14 protein-coding genes and 4 tRNA genes are annotated in these 18,147 nt (G+C 61.6%); 14 read left to right on the forward strand and 4 right to left on the reverse strand.

Annotated features, from left to right (window positions below; translation table 11 throughout):
* Positions 1 to 113: 113 nt before the first annotated feature.
* A complete protein-coding gene (locus BBI10_RS00375) occupies positions 114 to 1,310 on the reverse strand; it encodes an amino acid aminotransferase (RefSeq protein WP_065986046.1) in 1,197 nt (398 codons plus the stop codon).
* A 333-nt stretch (positions 1,311 to 1,643) separates the two neighbouring features.
* Here BBI10_RS00375 and uvrB point away from each other — a divergent pair, with 333 nt between their 5' ends.
* Positions 1,644 to 3,659, forward strand: coding sequence for an excinuclease ABC subunit UvrB (gene uvrB / locus BBI10_RS00380; RefSeq protein WP_065986047.1), 2,016 nt, complete (start codon positions 1,644 to 1,646; stop codon positions 3,657 to 3,659).
* 259 nt (positions 3,660 to 3,918) lie between these two features.
* On the opposite strand, the gene BBI10_RS00385 is transcribed toward uvrB, so the two are convergent.
* Both BBI10_RS00385 and BBI10_RS00390 read right to left on the reverse strand, forming a co-directional pair.
* The gene (locus BBI10_RS00385) at positions 3,919 to 5,409 is read right to left on the reverse strand and encodes an MDR family MFS transporter (RefSeq protein ID WP_208600722.1); all 1,491 of its coding nucleotides are present in this window, start codon (positions 5,407 to 5,409) and stop codon (positions 3,919 to 3,921) included.
* 49 nt (positions 5,410 to 5,458) lie between these two features.
* On the reverse strand, positions 5,459 to 6,514 hold the full coding sequence (locus tag BBI10_RS00390) for an HlyD family secretion protein (protein ID WP_065986049.1): 1,056 nt from the start codon (positions 6,512 to 6,514) through the stop codon (positions 5,459 to 5,461).
* A 257-nt stretch (positions 6,515 to 6,771) separates the two neighbouring features.
* On the opposite strand from BBI10_RS00390, the gene gltX reads away from it, so the two are divergent.
* From gltX to BBI10_RS00435, 9 genes are all read left to right on the forward strand, one after another.
* A complete protein-coding gene (gene gltX, locus BBI10_RS00395) occupies positions 6,772 to 8,253 on the forward strand; it encodes a glutamate--tRNA ligase (RefSeq protein ID WP_065986050.1) in 1,482 nt (493 codons plus the stop codon).
* 216 nt (positions 8,254 to 8,469) lie between these two features.
* Positions 8,470 to 8,545, forward strand: a tRNA-Ala gene (locus tag BBI10_RS00400).
* 83 nt (positions 8,546 to 8,628) lie between these two features.
* Positions 8,629 to 8,704, forward strand: a tRNA-Glu gene (locus BBI10_RS00405).
* Positions 8,705 to 8,755: 51 nt separating this feature from the next.
* Positions 8,756 to 8,831: transfer RNA gene (locus BBI10_RS00410), tRNA-Ala, on the forward strand.
* A gap of 53 nt (positions 8,832 to 8,884) precedes the next feature.
* Positions 8,885 to 8,960, forward strand: a tRNA-Glu gene (locus BBI10_RS00415).
* A gap of 197 nt (positions 8,961 to 9,157) precedes the next feature.
* Entirely contained in the window at positions 9,158 to 9,697 is a 540-nt protein-coding gene (locus BBI10_RS00420; RefSeq protein WP_065986051.1) for a TetR/AcrR family transcriptional regulator, read from the forward strand.
* 182 nt (positions 9,698 to 9,879) lie between these two features.
* A complete protein-coding gene (locus BBI10_RS00425; protein WP_065986052.1) occupies positions 9,880 to 10,320 on the forward strand; it encodes an acyl-CoA thioesterase in 441 nt (146 codons plus the stop codon).
* Positions 10,321 to 10,396: 76 nt separating this feature from the next.
* Complete coding sequence (locus BBI10_RS00430; RefSeq protein WP_065986053.1) at positions 10,397 to 11,356, forward strand: tRNA dihydrouridine synthase; 960 nt, start codon at positions 10,397 to 10,399, stop codon at positions 11,354 to 11,356.
* 114 nt (positions 11,357 to 11,470) lie between these two features.
* Complete coding sequence (locus BBI10_RS00435) at positions 11,471 to 11,914, forward strand: Hsp20 family protein (RefSeq protein ID WP_065986054.1); 444 nt, start codon at positions 11,471 to 11,473, stop codon at positions 11,912 to 11,914.
* Positions 11,915 to 11,965: 51 nt separating this feature from the next.
* Here the strand turns inward: BBI10_RS00435 and BBI10_RS00440 are convergent, their stop codons facing one another.
* The gene (locus BBI10_RS00440) at positions 11,966 to 12,862 is read right to left on the reverse strand and encodes a LysR family transcriptional regulator (protein WP_065986055.1); all 897 of its coding nucleotides are present in this window, start codon (positions 12,860 to 12,862) and stop codon (positions 11,966 to 11,968) included.
* 155 nt (positions 12,863 to 13,017) lie between these two features.
* Here BBI10_RS00440 and leuC point away from each other — a divergent pair, with 155 nt between their 5' ends.
* The 4 genes from leuC (at position 13,018) to asd (ending at position 17,516) form a co-directional block, all read left to right on the forward strand.
* A complete protein-coding gene (gene leuC / locus BBI10_RS00445; protein WP_065986056.1) occupies positions 13,018 to 14,442 on the forward strand; it encodes a 3-isopropylmalate dehydratase large subunit in 1,425 nt (474 codons plus the stop codon).
* Positions 14,443 to 14,452: 10 nt separating this feature from the next.
* A complete protein-coding gene (gene leuD / locus BBI10_RS00450) occupies positions 14,453 to 15,091 on the forward strand; it encodes a 3-isopropylmalate dehydratase small subunit (protein WP_065986057.1) in 639 nt (212 codons plus the stop codon).
* Between the two features lie 148 nt (positions 15,092 to 15,239).
* A complete protein-coding gene (gene leuB / locus BBI10_RS00455) occupies positions 15,240 to 16,322 on the forward strand; it encodes a 3-isopropylmalate dehydrogenase (RefSeq protein ID WP_065986058.1) in 1,083 nt (360 codons plus the stop codon).
* 81 nt (positions 16,323 to 16,403) lie between these two features.
* The gene (gene asd / locus BBI10_RS00460) at positions 16,404 to 17,516 is read left to right on the forward strand and encodes an aspartate-semialdehyde dehydrogenase (protein WP_065986059.1); all 1,113 of its coding nucleotides are present in this window, start codon (positions 16,404 to 16,406) and stop codon (positions 17,514 to 17,516) included.
* Positions 17,517 to 18,147: the final 631 nt, after the last annotated feature.

Genomic DNA, 18,147 nt, shown 5'->3' on the forward strand with positions numbered 1-18,147 from the left:
CCAGGAGCAAGCACCCTTGGTTACTTGGGGTGCTTTTCCAAGTAACTCGCCGAAGGCGAAACAGTCTGCCCCCAGGCAGACGCTCCTGATCTTGACCTTAAAATCTTGGCGGTTTAGATAACCGCCAGGATCGCCTCGGTAACAGCCCCGATATTCCCCTGATTCAACGCCGCCACACAAATCCGCCCGGTATCCAACGCATAAATCCCGAACTCATTGCGCAGACGATGAACCTGCGCCGTCGTCAGACCCGAATACGAAAACATCCCCCGCTGACGTGCGACAAAACTGAAATCCTGCCCCGCCGCATTATTCGCCAAACGCTGCGTCATCTCCTCACGCATCCCGCGAATCCGCAGGCGCATCTCGCCCAGCTCCTCCTCCCACTTGGCACGCAACTCAGGGCTGTTCAACACCGTCGCCACAATCGACGCGCCATGGGTCGGCGGGTTGGAATAGTTCGTGCGGATCACACGCTTCACCTGAGACAACACCCGCGCCGTCTCTTCCTTCGAGTCCGTCACGATCGACAACGCACCGACCCGCTCGCCATACAGCGAAAACGACTTCGAAAACGAACTGGAAGCAAAGAACGTCATGCCGCTGTCAGCGAACAAGCGCACTGCCGCTGCGTCCTCGTCAATCCCGTCACCGAAGCCCTGGTACGCCATGTCCAGAAACGGCACATGACCCTTGGCCTTCAGCACCTCAAGCACCTTCTTCCAGTCTTCCAGGGTCAGGTCAACGCCAGTGGGGTTATGGCAGCAGGCGTGCAGCACGATGATCGAGCCGGACGGCAGGTTCTGCAGATCCTCCAGCATGCCCGTGCGGTTCACGTCATGGGTGGCGGCGTCGTAGTAACGGTAGTTCTGCACCGGGAAACCGGCGGTTTCGAACAGCGCGCGATGGTTTTCCCAGCTTGGGTCGCTGATCGCCACAACGGCGTCAGGGGAGAGCTGCTTGAGGAAGTCCGCGCCGATTTTCAGAGCGCCCGTACCGCCGACCGCCTGGACCGTCATCACTTGGCCCGAAGCCAGCAGCGGCGACTCAGCGCCGAACAGCAGGGTTTGCACGGCCTTGTCGTAGGCAGCGATGCCGTCGATGGGCAGGTAGCCGCGGGGCAGGTGTTGGGCCACCCGGTTTTCTTCCGCTTCGACAACGGCGCGCAGCAGCGGAATTTTCCCTTCTTCGTTGCTGTAAACGCCGACACCCAGATTGACCTTGGTCGTGCGGGTATCGGCGTTGAATGCTTCGTTGAGGCCCAGGATTGGATCGCGTGGTGCCATTTCGACAGCGGAGAACAGGCTCATTGTGCGGGGGCTCTGAGTGGGGAGTGAATGGGTCGCGTCGCTCCAGCCGATTGCACTAGAGCGGTGCACAAACGGGGAGCAAGTATAAAGGCCTGCGCCAGTGCGGGCGACAGTCCCGCGCAGGTTTTTCAGGGTTTTTCGCGAAATTTTTCGACCGTTAGTCCCGTGCCGCGGACTAATCTGCGGAGGGTGGCTTGAAAGGTGGCGCCGTCGACTCCACTTGTAGTCCCATCACTTCTTTTATGTACGTCTTTTCCCTGGCGGGATCAGCCGTCCGTGCTCAATTGCGTTGCTGCGGGATTCATCCGGCAGTGGCCCCTCCAGAGGTACGTTATGTCCGAGTTTCAGCTCGTTACCCGTTTTGAGCCGGCCGGCGATCAACCGGAGGCGATTCGTCAGTTGGTTGAAGGCATCGACGCCGGCCTGTCGCACCAGACCCTGCTCGGTGTAACCGGTTCGGGCAAAACCTTCAGCATCGCCAACGTCATTCAGCAAGTGCAGCGCCCGACCCTGGTGCTGGCGCCGAACAAGACCCTGGCCGCCCAGCTGTACGGCGAGTTCAAGGCGTTTTTCCCGAACAACTCGGTCGAGTACTTCGTTTCCTACTACGACTACTACCAGCCCGAAGCCTACGTGCCGTCGTCGGACACCTTCATCGAGAAGGACGCGTCGATCAACGACCACATCGAGCAGATGCGCCTGTCCGCGACCAAAGCGCTGCTGGAGCGCAAAGACTCGATCATCGTCACCACGGTGTCGTGCATTTATGGTCTGGGCAGTCCGGAAACCTACCTGCGCATGGTTCTGCATGTGGATCGCGGCGACAAGCTCGACCAGCGCGCTTTGCTGCGTCGCCTGGCCGACCTGCAATACACCCGCAACGACATGGATTTCGCCCGGGCGACCTTCCGGGTGCGCGGCGACGTGATCGACGTGTTCCCGGCGGAATCGGACCTGGAAGCCATCCGCATCGAGCTGTTCGATGACGAGGTCGAGAGCCTTTCTGCCTTCGATCCGCTGACCGGGGAGGTGATTCGCAAACTGCCGCGCTTCACCTTCTACCCGAAGAGCCACTACGTGACCCCGCGGGAAACGCTGCTGGAGGCGATGGAAGGCATCAAGGTCGAGCTGAACGAGCGTCTGGAATACCTGCGCGGCGCCAACAAGCTGGTGGAAGCCCAGCGTCTGGAGCAGCGCACCCGTTTCGACCTGGAGATGATCCTCGAGCTGGGTTACTGCAACGGCATCGAAAACTACTCGCGCTACCTTTCCGGGCGTCCTTCTGGCGCGCCGCCGCCGACACTCTACGACTACCTGCCCGCTGACGCGCTGCTGGTGATCGACGAATCCCACGTCAGCGTGCCCCAGGTCGGGGCCATGTATAAGGGCGACCGATCGCGCAAAGAGACGCTGGTGGAATACGGTTTCCGCCTGCCATCGGCGCTGGACAACCGGCCGATGCGTTTCGATGAGTGGGAAAACGTCAGCCCGCAGACCATTTTCGTCTCAGCGACGCCGGGTAACTACGAAGCCGAGCACGCGGGCCGCATCGTCGAGCAAGTGGTGCGGCCGACCGGTCTGGTCGACCCGCAGATCGAGATCCGTCCGGCGCTGACCCAGGTCGACGACCTGCTCTCGGAGATCCACAAGCGCGTGGCGATCGAGGAGCGGGTGCTGGTGACCACGCTGACCAAGCGCATGTCCGAAGACCTCACCGATTACCTGGCCGACCACGGCGTGCGCGTGCGTTACCTGCACTCGGACATCGACACCGTCGAGCGCGTCGAGATCATCCGCGACCTGCGCCTGGGCACCTTCGACGTGCTGGTGGGGATCAACTTGCTGCGCGAAGGCCTGGATATGCCGGAGGTGTCGCTGGTGGCGATTCTGGATGCCGACAAGGAAGGCTTCCTGCGTTCCGAGCGCTCGCTGATCCAGACCATCGGCCGGGCCGCGCGTAACCTCAACGGCCGCGCGATCCTGTACGCCGATCGCATCACGGGTTCCATGGAGCGTGCGATCGAAGAAACCGATCGCCGTCGCGAAAAGCAGATCGCGTTCAACCTGGCCAACGGCATCACGCCGAAAAGCGTGATCAAGGACGTCGCCGACATCATGGAAGGCGCCACCGTGCCCGGCTCGCGCAGCAAGAAGCGCAAAGGCATGGCCAAAGCCGCCGAAGAGAACGCCAAGTACGAGGCCGAACTGCGCTCGCCGAGCGAAATCACCAAACGCATTCGTCAGCTGGAAGAGAAGATGTACCAACTGGCCCGCGACCTGGAGTTCGAAGCCGCGGCACAAATGCGTGACGAGATCGGCAAACTGCGCGAGCGCCTGCTGGCAGTTTGAGGACTCGCGGGAGTGACCGGGGTGGCGCTCCCACACGATCCCGGTTGACTTGGAATCTCGGCCACGCCGCTGGGCCTTGTGGGAGTGAGGTTGCTCACGAAGGCTGGTCCTGCAGATGGAGATGCGGCGGATGTGCCGACGCTTTCGCGAGCAAGCTCGCTCCCACAGGGGTTGTGTTCGACTTGGAATCCCGGCCACGCCGCTGGACCTTGTGGGAGTGAGGTTGCTCACGAAGGCGTTCTCGGCGTTTCAGGGCGGCTTAATGCGCCGCGCCACTCTCGACCCCCGAAGGCAACTTCCGCGTCAACAGCACCGCCAGCATGCTGATCCCCAGCGCAATCCCGACAAAATGAAAGGCGTCGTTGTAGGCCATGATCGCCGCCTGTTGATGGGCGATCTCGCTGAGCTTGCCCAACGCCGCCGTTTCACTGCCCAACCGGTCGGTGAGCATCGCCATGCGTTCGGCGACTTGCGGGTTGGCGGGGGAGATCGATTCGCGCAAGTAGTCGAAGTAGGTCTTGGTCCGCGCATCCAGCAACGTCGCCAGCAGCGCAATGCCGATGGCGCCGCCCAGATTCCGCAGAATGTTAAACAGGCTCGACGCCGACCCCGCGTCCTGGGGCTGAATGAACGCTGTGGCGATCAGCGAAATAGTCACCATGATCAGCGGCTGACCCAGCGCCCGCACGAGCTGAATCTGATTGAACTGAGGCCCGGCGAAATCCGGATTGAGCACGCCGGACGAAAAGCTCGCCAGCCCGAACAAGCCAAACCCCAGTGTACACAGCAGCTTCGGCGAGATGACCTTCATCAGTTGCGGCACCAGCGGAATCAGAAACAGCTGGGGCACGCCCATCCACATGATCACCTCACCGATCTGCTGGGCGTTGTAGCCCTGAATCTGCGCCAGGTACAGCGGCAGCAGATAGATCGAGCCATACAGCCCGACGCCCATGCCCACGCTGGAAATACTCGACAGCCCAAAATTGCGGTTGCCGAGAATGCCCAGATTGATGAGCGGTTTGTCCTTGGAAAACTGAATGATCACAAAGCTGATCAGGCTCACCAGCGCAATGCTGCCCAGGCCGACGATCAGGTTCGATTCCAGCCAGTCCTTGCGATGCCCCTCTTCAATAAACACCTGCAGGCAGCCCAGCCCGACCCCCAGGGTGACGATGCCGGCGTAGTCGGTGCTCTTGAGCAATTCCCAGTGGGGCGCCTTTTTCTCCAGCCCGTAGAGCAGGCCGCCGATCATCACCAGCCCTGGCGGGATGTTGATGTAAAAGATGTACTCCCAGCCGAAGTTCTCCGTCAGCCAGCCGCCCAGGGTCGGGCCGATGGACGGGGCGAAAGTGGCGGTCATAGCGAACAGCGCCATGCCTTTGGCCCGGTGATGCTCCGGCAGTTTGATCAAGGTCAGGGTGAACGCCAGCGGGATCAGCGCGCCGCCGGTGAAACCCTGCAGGGCGCGGAAGACGATCATGCTTTCAAGGCTCCAGGCCATCGAGCAGAGCAGGGACGACAGCAGAAACCCCACCGACACCCAGACCGCCAGGCGCCGCGCCGAGAGCAACTGCACCAACCAGGCCGTCAGCGGGATCATGATGATTTCCGCCACCAGATACGAGGTGGAAATCCATGAGCCTTCTTCCAGTGTCGCCGACAGCGCGCCCTGAATGTCCTTGAGCGACGAGTTGGTGATCTGGATATCAAGGACCGCCATGAACGCGCCAAGCATGACGCTCATCACGGCAATCCAGTCGCGCCGGGTCGGTTCGCCGACCGGGCGGATCAGTTCGTCACTGGCCATGTCGGGCGTCGTTCGGCGGCCGGATATCGACTGAAACGGTCACCGACATGCCCGGGCGAATCTTGCCGTGCAGCGGGTTGTCCGGCGCGAAAGTCAGCTTGACCGGGATGCGCTGCACGACCTTGGTGAAGTTGCCGGTGGCGTTGTCCGGCGGCAGCAGGCTGAACTGCGCACCGGAGGCGGCAAACAGGCTGTCGACGCGGCCCTTGATGGGCGTGCCGGGAAAGCTGTCGAAGGTCAGCTGGGCGACCTGACCGATCTCCATGTGCTCGATCTGGGTTTCCTTGAAATTGGCCTGCACCCAGATGTCCTGGCCCGGCACGATCGACAGCAGATACGCGCCGGCCTGAACGAACTGGCCACTGCGCGCCGCCCGCTGGCCGACCAGCCCGCTGAGGGGCGAGTGGATCTCGGTGCGCTGCACATTGATCTGCGCCTGGGCCAAGTCGGCACGGGCGGTGGCGATCTGCGCGTCGAGGCGTTTGATCTCGGCGTTCAGCGCGTTGACCTGCTGGCGCTGACTCTGGGCATCGGCCTGGGCCTTGGTGACCTGGGAGCGGGCAACGTTGCTGTCGGCGGTCATGGTGGTCACCTGGGCTTCCGAGACGAAGCCCGGGGTGCGCAGCTTTTGCAGTCGCGCCAGGTCCAGTTGCGTGCGCCCGAGGGTCGCCTGATTCGCTTGCACCTGCGCATCGCTGGCGGCGATCAGGCTCGACTGCTGGGTCAAGCGGCTCTGTGCCTGCAGGCGCTCCGCCTCGCGGGTTGCCAGGGTCGCCTGGGCCCGGTCGATGGCAAGGCGAAAATCATCCGGCTCAAGCCGCACCAGCAACTGGCCTTTTTCCACGTGCTGATTGTCCTGCACCAACACCTCGTTGATCCGCGCGCCGAGCTGGCTGGACACCCGGGTGATTTCACCCTGCACGTAGGCGTTGTCGGTGGACTCGTGAAAGCGTCCTTTCAGGTACCACTGGGCGAAGAAGGCGAGGGCGATCAGCAGGACCACCACGAAGAAGATGAACAGGCGGCGCTTGAGTTGGGCGGGCATGGGCGTTCTGAATTATTGGAATGTACACAAATTTATCAGGGTTGGCGGTCTGGCACCTAGCCATCGTCGCGATCATGACCGCCACTGATGGCGCGGCATTCGTTGCAACATGCGTGGCGACGCGTGCCGGGCGGCGAGGGCGGGGCCGCCTGTCCTGCCATTACCACGATTCTGCGCTCCATCAAGCGTCCGCGCTGGAGCCGCGCAGCCCGCGCCTGTTAACATTCGCGGCTTGTTCGACCTATCCGGGATTTTCCATGACCACCGTTCGCACCCGCATCGCGCCATCGCCCACCGGCGACCCCCACGTTGGCACGGCCTACATCGCGCTGTTCAACTATTGCTTCGCCAAACAGCATGGCGGCGAATTCATCCTGCGCATTGAAGACACCGATCAACTGCGCTCGACCCGCGAGTCCGAACAACAGATTTTCGACGCCCTGCGCTGGCTCGGCATCGAGTGGAGCGAAGGCCCCGACGTCGGCGGTCCCCATGGCCCGTATCGCCAGAGCGAGCGCGGCGACATCTACAAGAAGTACGTGCAGGAACTGGTCGACGCCGGTCATGCCTTCCCGTGCTTCTGCACCGCTGAAGAGCTGGACCAGATGCGCGCCGAGCAGACCGCCCGGGGCGAAACCCCGCGCTACGACGGCCGCGCGCTGCTGCTGTCGAAAGAAGAAGTCGAGCGCCGCCTGGCCGCCGGCGAACCCCATGTGATCCGCATGAAGGTGCCGAGCGAAGGCGTCTGCGTGGTACCGGACATCCTCCGTGGCGAAGTCGAAATCCCGTGGGACCGCATGGACATGCAGGTCCTGATGAAGACCGACGGCCTGCCGACCTACTTCCTGGCCAACGTCGTCGACGACCACCTGATGGGCATCACCCACGTGCTGCGCGGCGAAGAGTGGCTGCCGTCGGCACCGAAGCTGATCCTGCTCTACGAGTACTTCGGCTGGGAAAAGCCGGCGCTGTGCTACATGCCGCTGCTGCGTAACCCGGACAAGAGCAAACTCTCCAAGCGCAAGAATCCGACCTCGGTGACGTTCTACGAGCGCATGGGCTTCATGCCGGAAGCGATGCTCAACTACCTCGGTCGCATGGGCTGGTCGATGCCCGACGAGCGCGAAAAGTTCTCGCTGGATGAAATGGTCGAACACTTCGATCTGACCCGCGTGTCCCTGGGCGGACCGATTTTCGACATCGAGAAGCTGTCGTGGCTCAACGGCCAATGGCTGCGTGAACTGCCGGTGGAAGAGTTCGCCACCCGCGTGCAGAAGTGGGCGTTCAACAGCGACTACATGATGAAGATCGCCCCCCACGTTCAGGGCCGCGTCGAGACGTTCAGCCAGATCGCGCCGCTGGGCGGCTTCTTCTTCGCCGGTGGCGTGACGCCGGACGCGAAGCTGTTCGAACACAAGAAGCTGTCGCCGGAACAGGTGCGTCAGGTCATTCAGCTGATCCTGTGGAAGCTGGAATCCCTGCGTCAGTGGGAGAAGGACAAGATCACCGGTTGCATTCAGGCAGTGGTCGAGCACCTGGAACTGAAGCTGCGGGACGCCATGCCACTGATGTTCGCCGCCATCACCGGTCAGGCGAATTCGGTATCGGTCACCGACGCCATGGAGATTCTGGGCCCGGACCTGACCCGTTTCCGTCTGCGCCAGGCGCTGGACATGCTGGGCGGGGTGTCGAAGAAAGAGAACAAAGAATGGGAGAAGCTGCTCGGCGCCATCGGCTGAGTGACCACCTGAATTACTCAGGGCCATTGAGCGATGGCCCGTTGGCCGGCGTGGGCCGGTTTTCGGGAGGCGGTAAGTGATTGTTATCCCGGAAAATTCTTTTGGAATTGTTTGAAAAAGAGTTTGACAGCTTTGTGGGTCGCACTTAATATGCGCCCCGTCCACACGGCAACGCAGAAATACGCGGTAACGCGGCGTTCTACGTAATTGTATTGTGGGGCTTTAGCTCAGCTGGGAGAGCGCCTGCATGGCATGCAGGAGGTCAGCGGTTCGATCCCGCTAAGCTCCACCAAATTAGAAGCTTCAAGGTTTGCTTTACTGCCTTGAAGTTTGTCCCGCTCCGGAACCAGCACCGAGGCGGTACGCAAGGGTTACGTCCCCTTCGTCTAGTGGCCTAGGACACCGCCCTTTCACGGCGGTAACAGGGGTTCGAGTCCCCTAGGGGACGCCAGTTTTACCGAGTGAGGCTTTAGAGCTGATCTCCGCCGAAAGGCGTAAATCCGGGGCTATAGCTCAGCTGGGAGAGCGCCTGCATGGCATGCAGGAGGTCAGCGGTTCGATCCCGCTTAGCTCCACCAATTTCTGCCAGGGTTCGTCAGTTGTCATCGGCGAATCTGCTCGAAGGTTTTGCGTCCCCTTCGTCTAGTGGCCTAGGACACCGCCCTTTCACGGCGGTAACAGGGGTTCGAGTCCCCTAGGGGACGCCACGATTTCTCGCTCTGCGAGACCAAGGGTCATTCGATTATTGAATGGCCCTTTTGTTTTTCCGGGGTTTGGTTCCAGACCCTGCCTTTCTTTGCCTCTCTCTTCGTTCATCTGCCCATCGTTCATCCCAAGCACCGGTGTCGTCCTTGCCAATGCACATGATGAGGATAATATTATCGCCATCATCCCGGAGGCGGTCATGAACGATAAAAAAGCACAGACCCGCGAACGCATTCTCACAGCTGCCAGCACCGCGTTGATCGCCCGCGGCCCGATCGAACCCAGCGTCAACGAGATCATGGGCGCAGCCGGGCTGACGGTAGGCGGCTTCTACGCGCATTTCGACAGCAAGGAAGCGCTGATGCTTGAAGCGTTCCGCCAGTTGCTGGTGGAACGCCGTGAGATGGTCGCCGGCATCGACGGTCAATTGCCGGGTGAGGAGCGTCGCGCGCTGCTGGCCGCGTTTTACCTGTCGCGCAGGCATCGCGACGCCGAAGAGCACGCGTGCCCGTTGCCGACAGCGATCGGGGAGATGGCGCGTCTGTCCGAGGATTTTCGCAACGCCCTGGCGGAACACGTCGAACTGATGGTGGCACAGCTCGCTGCCAGCCCTGAAGAATCCGACAAGACCCTGGCCGATATCGCATTGATGGTCGGCGGCCTGGCCCTCGCCCGAGCCCTGGGGCCCGGTGAGCTGTCAGACCGCGTGTTGAGGGCGGCGAAATCGGCGGTGCTGTGATGCCATTGTAGGACTGGCTTCAGCCGGGAAGAGGCCAGCGTGGGCACCCTCAATTTTGGGCTGAGGGGACTGATTTATTTACAACGCTTCACCGTAAATTAATCTGTCCCCGGCTGGACCATTTCTTGTCCGATGCTTTTAGTTACACTGCCCGGGTGATGAATTTGATAGGGCATTAAGAAATGGTCTGGGATCTGGCAACGCCGTTCGTCATCGATCTGCAGGTGGGCGAGGAGGATATCGACGGCCTGGGTCACGCCAACAACGCGGTGTATGTCACCTGGCTCGAACGCTGCGCATGGCGGCATTCCCAGCAACTGGGCCTGGACCTGACCGAGTACCGTCGACTCGACCGGGCCATGGCCGTGGTGCGGCATGAGATCGACTACTTGGCCAGCGCCTATCAGGATGACGAACTGCAACTGGCGACCTGGATCGTCGACTGGGATCAACGCCTGAAAATGACCCGGCGCTTCCAGCTCAAGCGGCCCAGTGATGGCGTGACCTTGCTGCGCGCGCAGACCACCTTCGTCTGCATCGAACTGTCGTCGGGTAAACCCAAGCGCATGCCGAGCGAGTTCATCGACGGCTACGCCGCAGGCTTGCACCGCGCGGTCTCCTGACGCTCGGCGCGCGTAAACCGTATCCAATTCGCCGGCCTCTGCGTAAACTGCCGGACTTTTTTTCGAGTGTGACCCCATGCAAATTGCCCTGGCACCCATGGAAGGCCTGGTCGACGACATCCTGCGTGACGTGCTGACGCAAGTCGGCGGCATCGACTGGTGCGTGACCGAATTCATCCGGGTGACCGAGCGCGTCTTGCCGGAGCATTACTTCCACAAGCTCGCGTCCGAGCTGTTGCAGGGCTCGAAGACCCGCGCCGGCGTGCCCTTGCGTGTGCAGCTACTGGGGTCGGACCCGGTATGTCTGGCCGAGAACGCAGCCTTCGCGGCCGAACTGGGGGCGCCGGTTATCGACCTGAATTTTGGCTGCCCCGCCAAGACCGTCAACAAATCCCGAGGCGGGGCGGTGTTGCTCAAGGAGCCGGAGCTGCTGCACACCATCCTCAGTCACGTACGCCGCGCCGTGCCTGCGCACATTCCGGTCACCGCCAAGATGCGCCTGGGCTACGACAGCACTGAACCGGCGCTGGATTGCGCCCGGGCCCTGGAAGCGGGCGGCGCGGAGCACATCGTCGTCCACGCCCGGACCAAGGTCGACGGCTACAAGCCGCCGGCGCACTGGGAGTGGATTGGCAAGATTCAGGACGTGGTGAAGATTCCGATCATCGCCAACGGCGAGATCTGGACCGTCGACGACTGGCGCCGCTGCCGGGAGATCTGTGGCGCCCGCGACATCATGATCGGCCGCGGTCTGGTGGCGCGTCCGGACCTGGGCCGGCAGATCGCCGCGGCGCAAGCCGGGCGTGAGGTCATCCCCATGACTTGGGCCGAATTGCAGCCCCTGCTGCGGGATTTCTGGTTGCAGGCCATGGCCAAGATGACCCGCGTTCAAGCGCCGGGCCGCCTCAAGCAGTGGGTGGTCCTGCTCACCAAAAGCTACCCCGAAGCGACCGTCCTGTTCGATGCCCTGCGCCGCGAAACCGACTGCGAGCGGATCAGCCAGATGCTCGGTGTGAGCGTGCCGGAAGCCGCCTGAAAATTTTTTTGCACGACTCTTGAAACGCAAATGGCCGTCCCTATTTTGGGATTACGCGATGCCGAAGTCGGGTCGCGGCGATAACCACTTGCTGATTTATCAGGAGATTTTCAGATGACTACTGCATTTTCCCTGGCTCCACTGTTCCGTCACTCCGTTGGCTTTGACCGCTTCAATGACCTGTTCGAGTCGGCGGCGCGCAACGAGTCGGCCAGCAGCTACCCTCCCTACAACGTCGAGAAACACGCTGATGACCAATACCGCATTGTCATCGCGGCAGCGGGTTTCCAGGAGGAAGACCTGGAGCTGCAAGTCGAGAAGGGCGTACTGACCGTCACCGGCAACAAGCGCGAGAATACGGCGGAAGGCGTGACCTTCCTGCACCAGGGCATCGCCCAGCGTGCCTTCAAGCTGTCGTTCCGCCTGGCTGACCACATTGAGGTCAAGAACGCTGCTCTGGCCAGCGGCCTGTTGAACATTGACCTGCTGCGTCTGGTGCCTGAAGAGGCCAAGCCAAAACGCATCCAGATCAATGCCCAGAAAACCCTGACTCACTGATCCAGAGTCAGCGTGAGAAGGCGCCCTGCGGGGCGCCTTTTTTGTGCGCGCTCAGCGCGCGGGCGATTGCTCCAGTCCTGCAGCTTGCGCATCCAGCAACGCCATGAACGCCCGCGCCGCGTTAGACAGCGTGCGTTCGGTGTGGACGATATACCCCAACTGCCGCCGTAACTGGACACCCGGCAACGGGATGGGGGTGACTTGCTCGTCGAGCATGGTCCGGGGCAGCACGCTCCAGGCCAGTCCGATGGACACCATCATCTTGATCGTCTCCATATAGTTGGTGCTCATGGCGATATTCGGCTTCAGCCCCTGCGACTCACAGAGCTCGCTGACGATGTGGTGGGTGAAGGTGTTCTCGCCCGGAAACACCGCCGGGTAGCGGGCGAGGTCGGCCAGGCTGACGTTTTTCCGGGTCGCCAGCGGGTGCTCGGGCGCGGCGACGAAATCCAGCGGGTCGTCCCAGACCTTGACGGCTTTCACCAGCGCGTGGGGCTCGGGTGCCAAGGTGATCACCGCCAGCTCCGCACGGCCGTGGAGGATTTCTTCGTAGGCCACTTCCGAATCGAGAAACTGAATGTCCAGCGCGACGTCCGGGTAGGTCTTGGTAAACGCCCTTAATAGCGTAGGCAACCGGTGCAAACCGATGTGGTGACTGGTCGCCAGGGTCAGACGCCCGGCGACCTCGCCGGTCAGGTTGGTCAGCGCGCGACGGGTGTCGTCCAGCACATTGAGGATCTGATAAGCGCGGGGGAGCAGGGCGCGTCCGGCTTCGGTCAGGCTGACCTCACGGCCCAGCCGATCAAAAAGCCGCACGTCCAGCTGCTGCTCCAGACCGGCGATGCGCTTGCTGACCGCCGGCTGAGTCAGGTGCAGGCGCTCGCCAGCGGCCGAGAAGCTGCCCATCTCGGCGATGGCAATGAAGGCATTGAGATTAGCCAGATCCATCTCGGATTCCTGTTGGTTATGCAAAGCATGAAAAATATGAATTTGAGTTATTTAAGCATATTCCATAGCATCACCCCCACAAGCCAAGGGTCTTTACGGTGTCATCTCGACATCGGCGGCCGGGGCATAGAAATACGCTGATGAGGAACCGTCTGATGGCCGGCAAAACGCTCTACGACAAGCTCTGGGATTCGCATTTGGTCAAGCAGCGCGACGATGGCTCTGCGCTGCTCTACATCGACCGTCACATCATTCACGAAGTGACGTCGCCTCAGGCTTTCGAGGGCTTGCGCCTGGCCGGACGCTCACCATGGCGCATCGACGCCAACGTCGCCACCGTCGACCATAACGTGCCGACCACCCCCGACCGCAAGGACGGCGTCGACGCCATCGTCGATCAAGTGTCGCGCTTGCAGGTCAAGACCCTGGATGACAACTGCGACGAGTACGGCATCACCGAATTCAAGATGAACGACATCCGTCAGGGCATCGTTCACGTGATCGGTCCCGAGCAGGGCGCGACCTTGCCGGGCATGACCGTGGTCTGCGGCGACTCGCATACGTCCACCCACGGCGCATTCGGCGCGCTGGCCCACGGCATCGGCACTTCCGAGGTCGAGCACGTCCTCGCGACTCAGTGTTTGGTCGCGAAGAAAATGAAGAACATGCAAGTGAAGGTCGAAGGCAAGCTGCCGTTCGGCGTCACGGCCAAGGACATCGTCCTGGCCATCATCGGCAAGATCGGCACCGCCGGCGGCAACGGCCATGCCATCGAATTCGCCGGCAGCGCCATTCGCGACCTGTCCGTCGAAGGCCGCATGACCATCTGCAACATGTCCATCGAAGCCGGCGCCCGTGTCGGGCTGGTGGCGACCGATGACAAGACCATTGCCTACGTGAAGGGTCGTCCTTTCGCACCGACTGCCGAGCAGTGGGACGCAGCCGTCGAGGCCTGGAAAGACCTGGTGTCCGACGACGACGCGGTGTTCGACACCGTGGTTGAGCTCGACGCGACCCAAATCAAGCCGCAAGTCAGCTGGGGTACTTCGCCGGAAATGGTCGTGGCCGTGGATCAGCATGTGCCCGATCCGGCGCAGGAAGCCGATCTGGTCAAGCGTGGCTCGATCGAGCGCGCCTTGAAGTACATGGGCCTGAAAGCCAATCAGGCGATCACCGACATTCAGCTGGATCGCGTGTTCATCGGTTCGTGCACCAACTCGCGGATCGAGGACCTGCGCGCCGCAGCGGACATCGCCAAAGGCCGCAAAGTGGCGTCGACCATCAAGCAGGCGATCGTTGTGCCAGGCTCGGGTCTGGTGAAAGAACAGGCCGAGCGGGAAGGGCTGGACAAGGTCTTCATCGAAGCCGGTTTCGAATGGCGTGAGCCGGGCTGCTCGATGTGCCTGGCGATGAACCCGGACCGCCTGGAGAGCGGCGAGCACTGCGCATCCACCTCCAACCGCAACTTCGAAGGCCGTCAGGGCGCCGGTGGGCGTACTCACCTGGTCAGCCCGGCGATGGCAGCAGCGGCTGCGGTCAACGGCCGTTTCGTCGACGTTCGCACCATGAGCCAGGCATAAGGAGCCCCGTATGAAGCCTTTTACCCAACACACCGGTCTGGTCGCTCCGCTGGATCGCGCCAACGTCGACACCGATCAGATCATCCCCAAGCAGTTCCTCAAGTCGATCCGCCGGACCGGCTTTGGCCCGAACCTGTTTGACGAGTGGCGCTACCTTGATGTGGGTCAGCCGTACCAGGACAACAGCAAGCGTCCGCTGAACCCGGATTTCGTGCTCAACGCCGAGCGTTACCAGGGCGCCAGCGTCCTGCTGGCCCGGGAAAACTTCGGCTGCGGCTCGAGCCGTGAGCACGCCCCATGGGCGCTGGAAGAGTACGGTTTTCGCAGCATCATTGCGCCGAGCTACGCTGACATCTTCTTCAACAACAGCTTCAAGAACGGCCTGCTGCCGATCATCCTGAGCGAAAGCGAAGTCGATGAGCTGTTCAAAGTGGTCGAGGCGACGCCGGGCTACCAGTTGAACGTGGACCTGCAAGCCCAGACCGTGACCCGTGAAGATGGCAAGGTCTACCACTTTGAAATCGACGCCTTCCGCAAGCACTGCCTGCTCAACGGCCTGGACGATATCGGCCTGACCCTGATGGACGGCGAGGCGATTGCCGCGTTCGAGAGCAAGCATCGCGCTTCGCAGCCGTGGCTGTTTCGCTGAGGGGCAGTTATTAGCTTCAAGCTTCAAGCTGAAAGCGGCAAGTTGACCGCGGTGTGACTGCTGATTCTTGCAGCTCACCGCTTGGAGCTTGCCGCTCCCGAGTCGGCACCGATCACCGGCTCGACACGTATTCTGAAACGAGGGTTTTATGAGCAAGCAGATTCTGATTCTCCCAGGTGATGGTATCGGTCCGGAGATCATGGCCGAGGCGGTCAAGGTGCTGGAACTGACCAGCGAGAAATATCAGCTGGGTTTCGAACTGAGCCACGACGTTATCGGCGGCGCGGCCATCGATAAACACGGCGTGCCGCTGGCAGATGAGACCCTTGAGCGCGCTCGCGCCGTTGATGCCGTGCTGCTCGGCGCCGTGGGCGGCCCGAAATGGGACGCCATCGACCGCGACATCCGTCCGGAGCGCGGCCTGCTGAAGATCCGCTCGCAACTGGGCCTGTTCGCCAACCTGCGTCCGGCGATTCTGTATCCGCAACTGGCCGATGCGTCCAGTCTGAAGCCTGAAATCGTCGCCGGCCTGGACATCCTCATCGTCCGTGAGTTGACCGGCGGTATCTACTTCGGCGCACCGCGTGGCACCCGCGAGCTGGAAAACGGCGAGCGTCAGTCCTACGATACGTTGCCCTACAGCGAAAGCGAGATCCGCCGCATCGCCCGCGTCGGCTTCGACATGGCCCGTGTGCGCGGCAAGAAGCTCTGCTCGGTGGACAAGGCCAATGTGCTTGCGTCCAGCCAGTTGTGGCGTGAAATCGTCGAACAGGTAGCCAAGGATTACCCGGACGTCGAACTCAGCCACATGTACGTCGACAACGCTGCCATGCAGCTGGTCCGCGCACCGAAGCAGTTCGACGTGATCGTCACCGACAACATGTTCGGCGACATCCTCTCCGACGAAGCGTCGATGCTCACCGGTTCCATCGGCATGCTGCCGTCGGCGTCGCTGGATTCGAACAACAAGGGCATGTACGAGCCTTGCCACGGTTCGGCCCCGGACATCGCCGGCAAAGGCGTGGCCAACCCGCTGGCGACGATTCTGTCGGTGTCGATGATGCTGCGTTACAGCTTCAACGAGCACACCGCTGCCGACGCCATCGAGAAAGCCGTGAGCCTGGTGCTGGATCAGGGCCTGCGCACCGGCGACATCTGGTCTGAGGGCAATGCCCGGATCGGTACGCAGGAAATGGGCGACGCCGTAGTCGCCGCGCTGCGCAATCTGTAATATCTCGGGCCCACGACTGTCAGGTTGAGCCCAGTGGCTCTCTGCGGTCGGGGCCCCACTTTTAATTAAGGTGTAGTTGCGATGAAACGTGTAGGTCTGGTCGGTTGGCGCGGGATGGTCGGTTCCGTGCTCATGCAGCGCATGCTGGAAGAGCAGGATTTCGATCTCATTGAGCCGGTATTTTTCACCACCTCCAACGTCGGCGGCCAAGGCCCGTCGGTGGGCAAGGACGTCGCGCCGCTGAAAGATGCCTACAGCATCGACGAGCTCAAGACCCTGGACGTGGTGCTGACCTGCCAGGGCGGCGACTACACCAACGAAGTCTTCCCCAAGTTGCGTGAAGCGGGCTGGCAGGGTTACTGGATCGACGCAGCGTCGTCCCTGCGCATGCAGGACGATGCGGTGATCATCCTTGATCCGGTCAACCGCAAGGTCATCGACCAGCAGCTGGATGCCGGCACCAAGAATTATATCGGTGGCAATTGCACCGTCAGCCTGATGCTGATGGGCCTGGGCGGGCTGTTCGAGGCCGGTCTGGTGGAGTGGATGAACGTCATGACGTATCAGGCCGCTTCCGGCGCCGGTGCGCAGAACATGCGTGAGTTGATCAAGCAGATGGGTGCGATCAATGCGTCGGTGGCCGATGAGCTGGCGAACCCTGCCAGCGCGATTCTGGACATCGATCGCAAAGTGGCTGACGCGATGCGCGGCGAGGGTTTCCCGACCGAGAATTTCGGGGTGCCGCTGGCGGGCAGTCTGATCCCGTGGATCGACAAGGAGCTGCCGAACGGTCAGAGCCGCGAGGAGTGGAAAGGGCAGGCGGAGACGAACAAGATTCTGGGTCGTTTCAAGAGCCCGATTCCGGTGGACGGCATTTGCGTGCGCATCGGTGCGATGCGTTGCCACAGTCAGGCGCTGACCATCAAGCTGAACAAGGATGTGCCGATCGCTGACATCGAGGGGATGATCAGTCAGCACAATCCGTGGGTGAAGCTGGTGCCGAATAATCGCGAAGCGAGCATTCAGGAGCTGAGCCCGACGTCGGTGACCGGAACGTTGAATATTCCGGTGGGGCGTTTGCGTAAGTTGAATATGGGTTCGCAGTATCTGGGCGCGTTCACCGTGGGCGACCAGTTGTTGTGGGGCGCGGCCGAGCCGTTGCGTCGGATGCTTCGTATTCTGCTCGAGCGGTAATCACTGCTCGTAGGGGACTGATTTATTTACATAGCTTCACCGTAAATTAATCTGTCCCCGGATCTGCGGCGTGAGTTAGTACGCCAGGATCAAGCGCGTCTGCCTAGGGGCAGACGTTTCGCCTTCGGCGAGTTACTTGGAAAAGTCGAAAGTCGCACCATCCCCAAGTAACCAAGGGTGCTTGCTCCTGGTTTGGTTCCTCCTTCGTCGGAATCCCCTCGCTCCGGTCCCGCTCCGTGGGCCCGCGCCGAACGGGCATCCATGCCCTGACGGCGCTCTCGCCGCATCCCTGCGGCTCGACCCACTCCGCGAAACCTCCGTTCAGCCTGAACCCAAGTCGCGATGGGTGTCGTCTGGACTTCCTGCGTAGAAGATCAAGATCAACAGCTTCCCGGCTGAAGCCGGTCCTACGGGTGCGCGCGTTCTGTTGGTAGGACTGGCTTTAGCCGGGAAGCTTTTGACCTTGCACTTGATCTGCTTTTGATCTTCATACACATAACGTTCAGACGACACCCATCGCGACTTTGGTGCAGGCTGAACGCAGGTCTCGCTCCGTGGGCCGAGCGGCATGGATGCCGCGAGAGCCGCCCCCCGCCATGGATGGCGGATGGCGGCGGGCCCACGGAGCGAG

The sequence above is a fragment of the Pseudomonas graminis genome, from assembly GCF_001705435.1.
Lineage (GTDB): Bacteria > Pseudomonadota > Gammaproteobacteria > Pseudomonadales > Pseudomonadaceae > Aquipseudomonas > Aquipseudomonas graminis_B.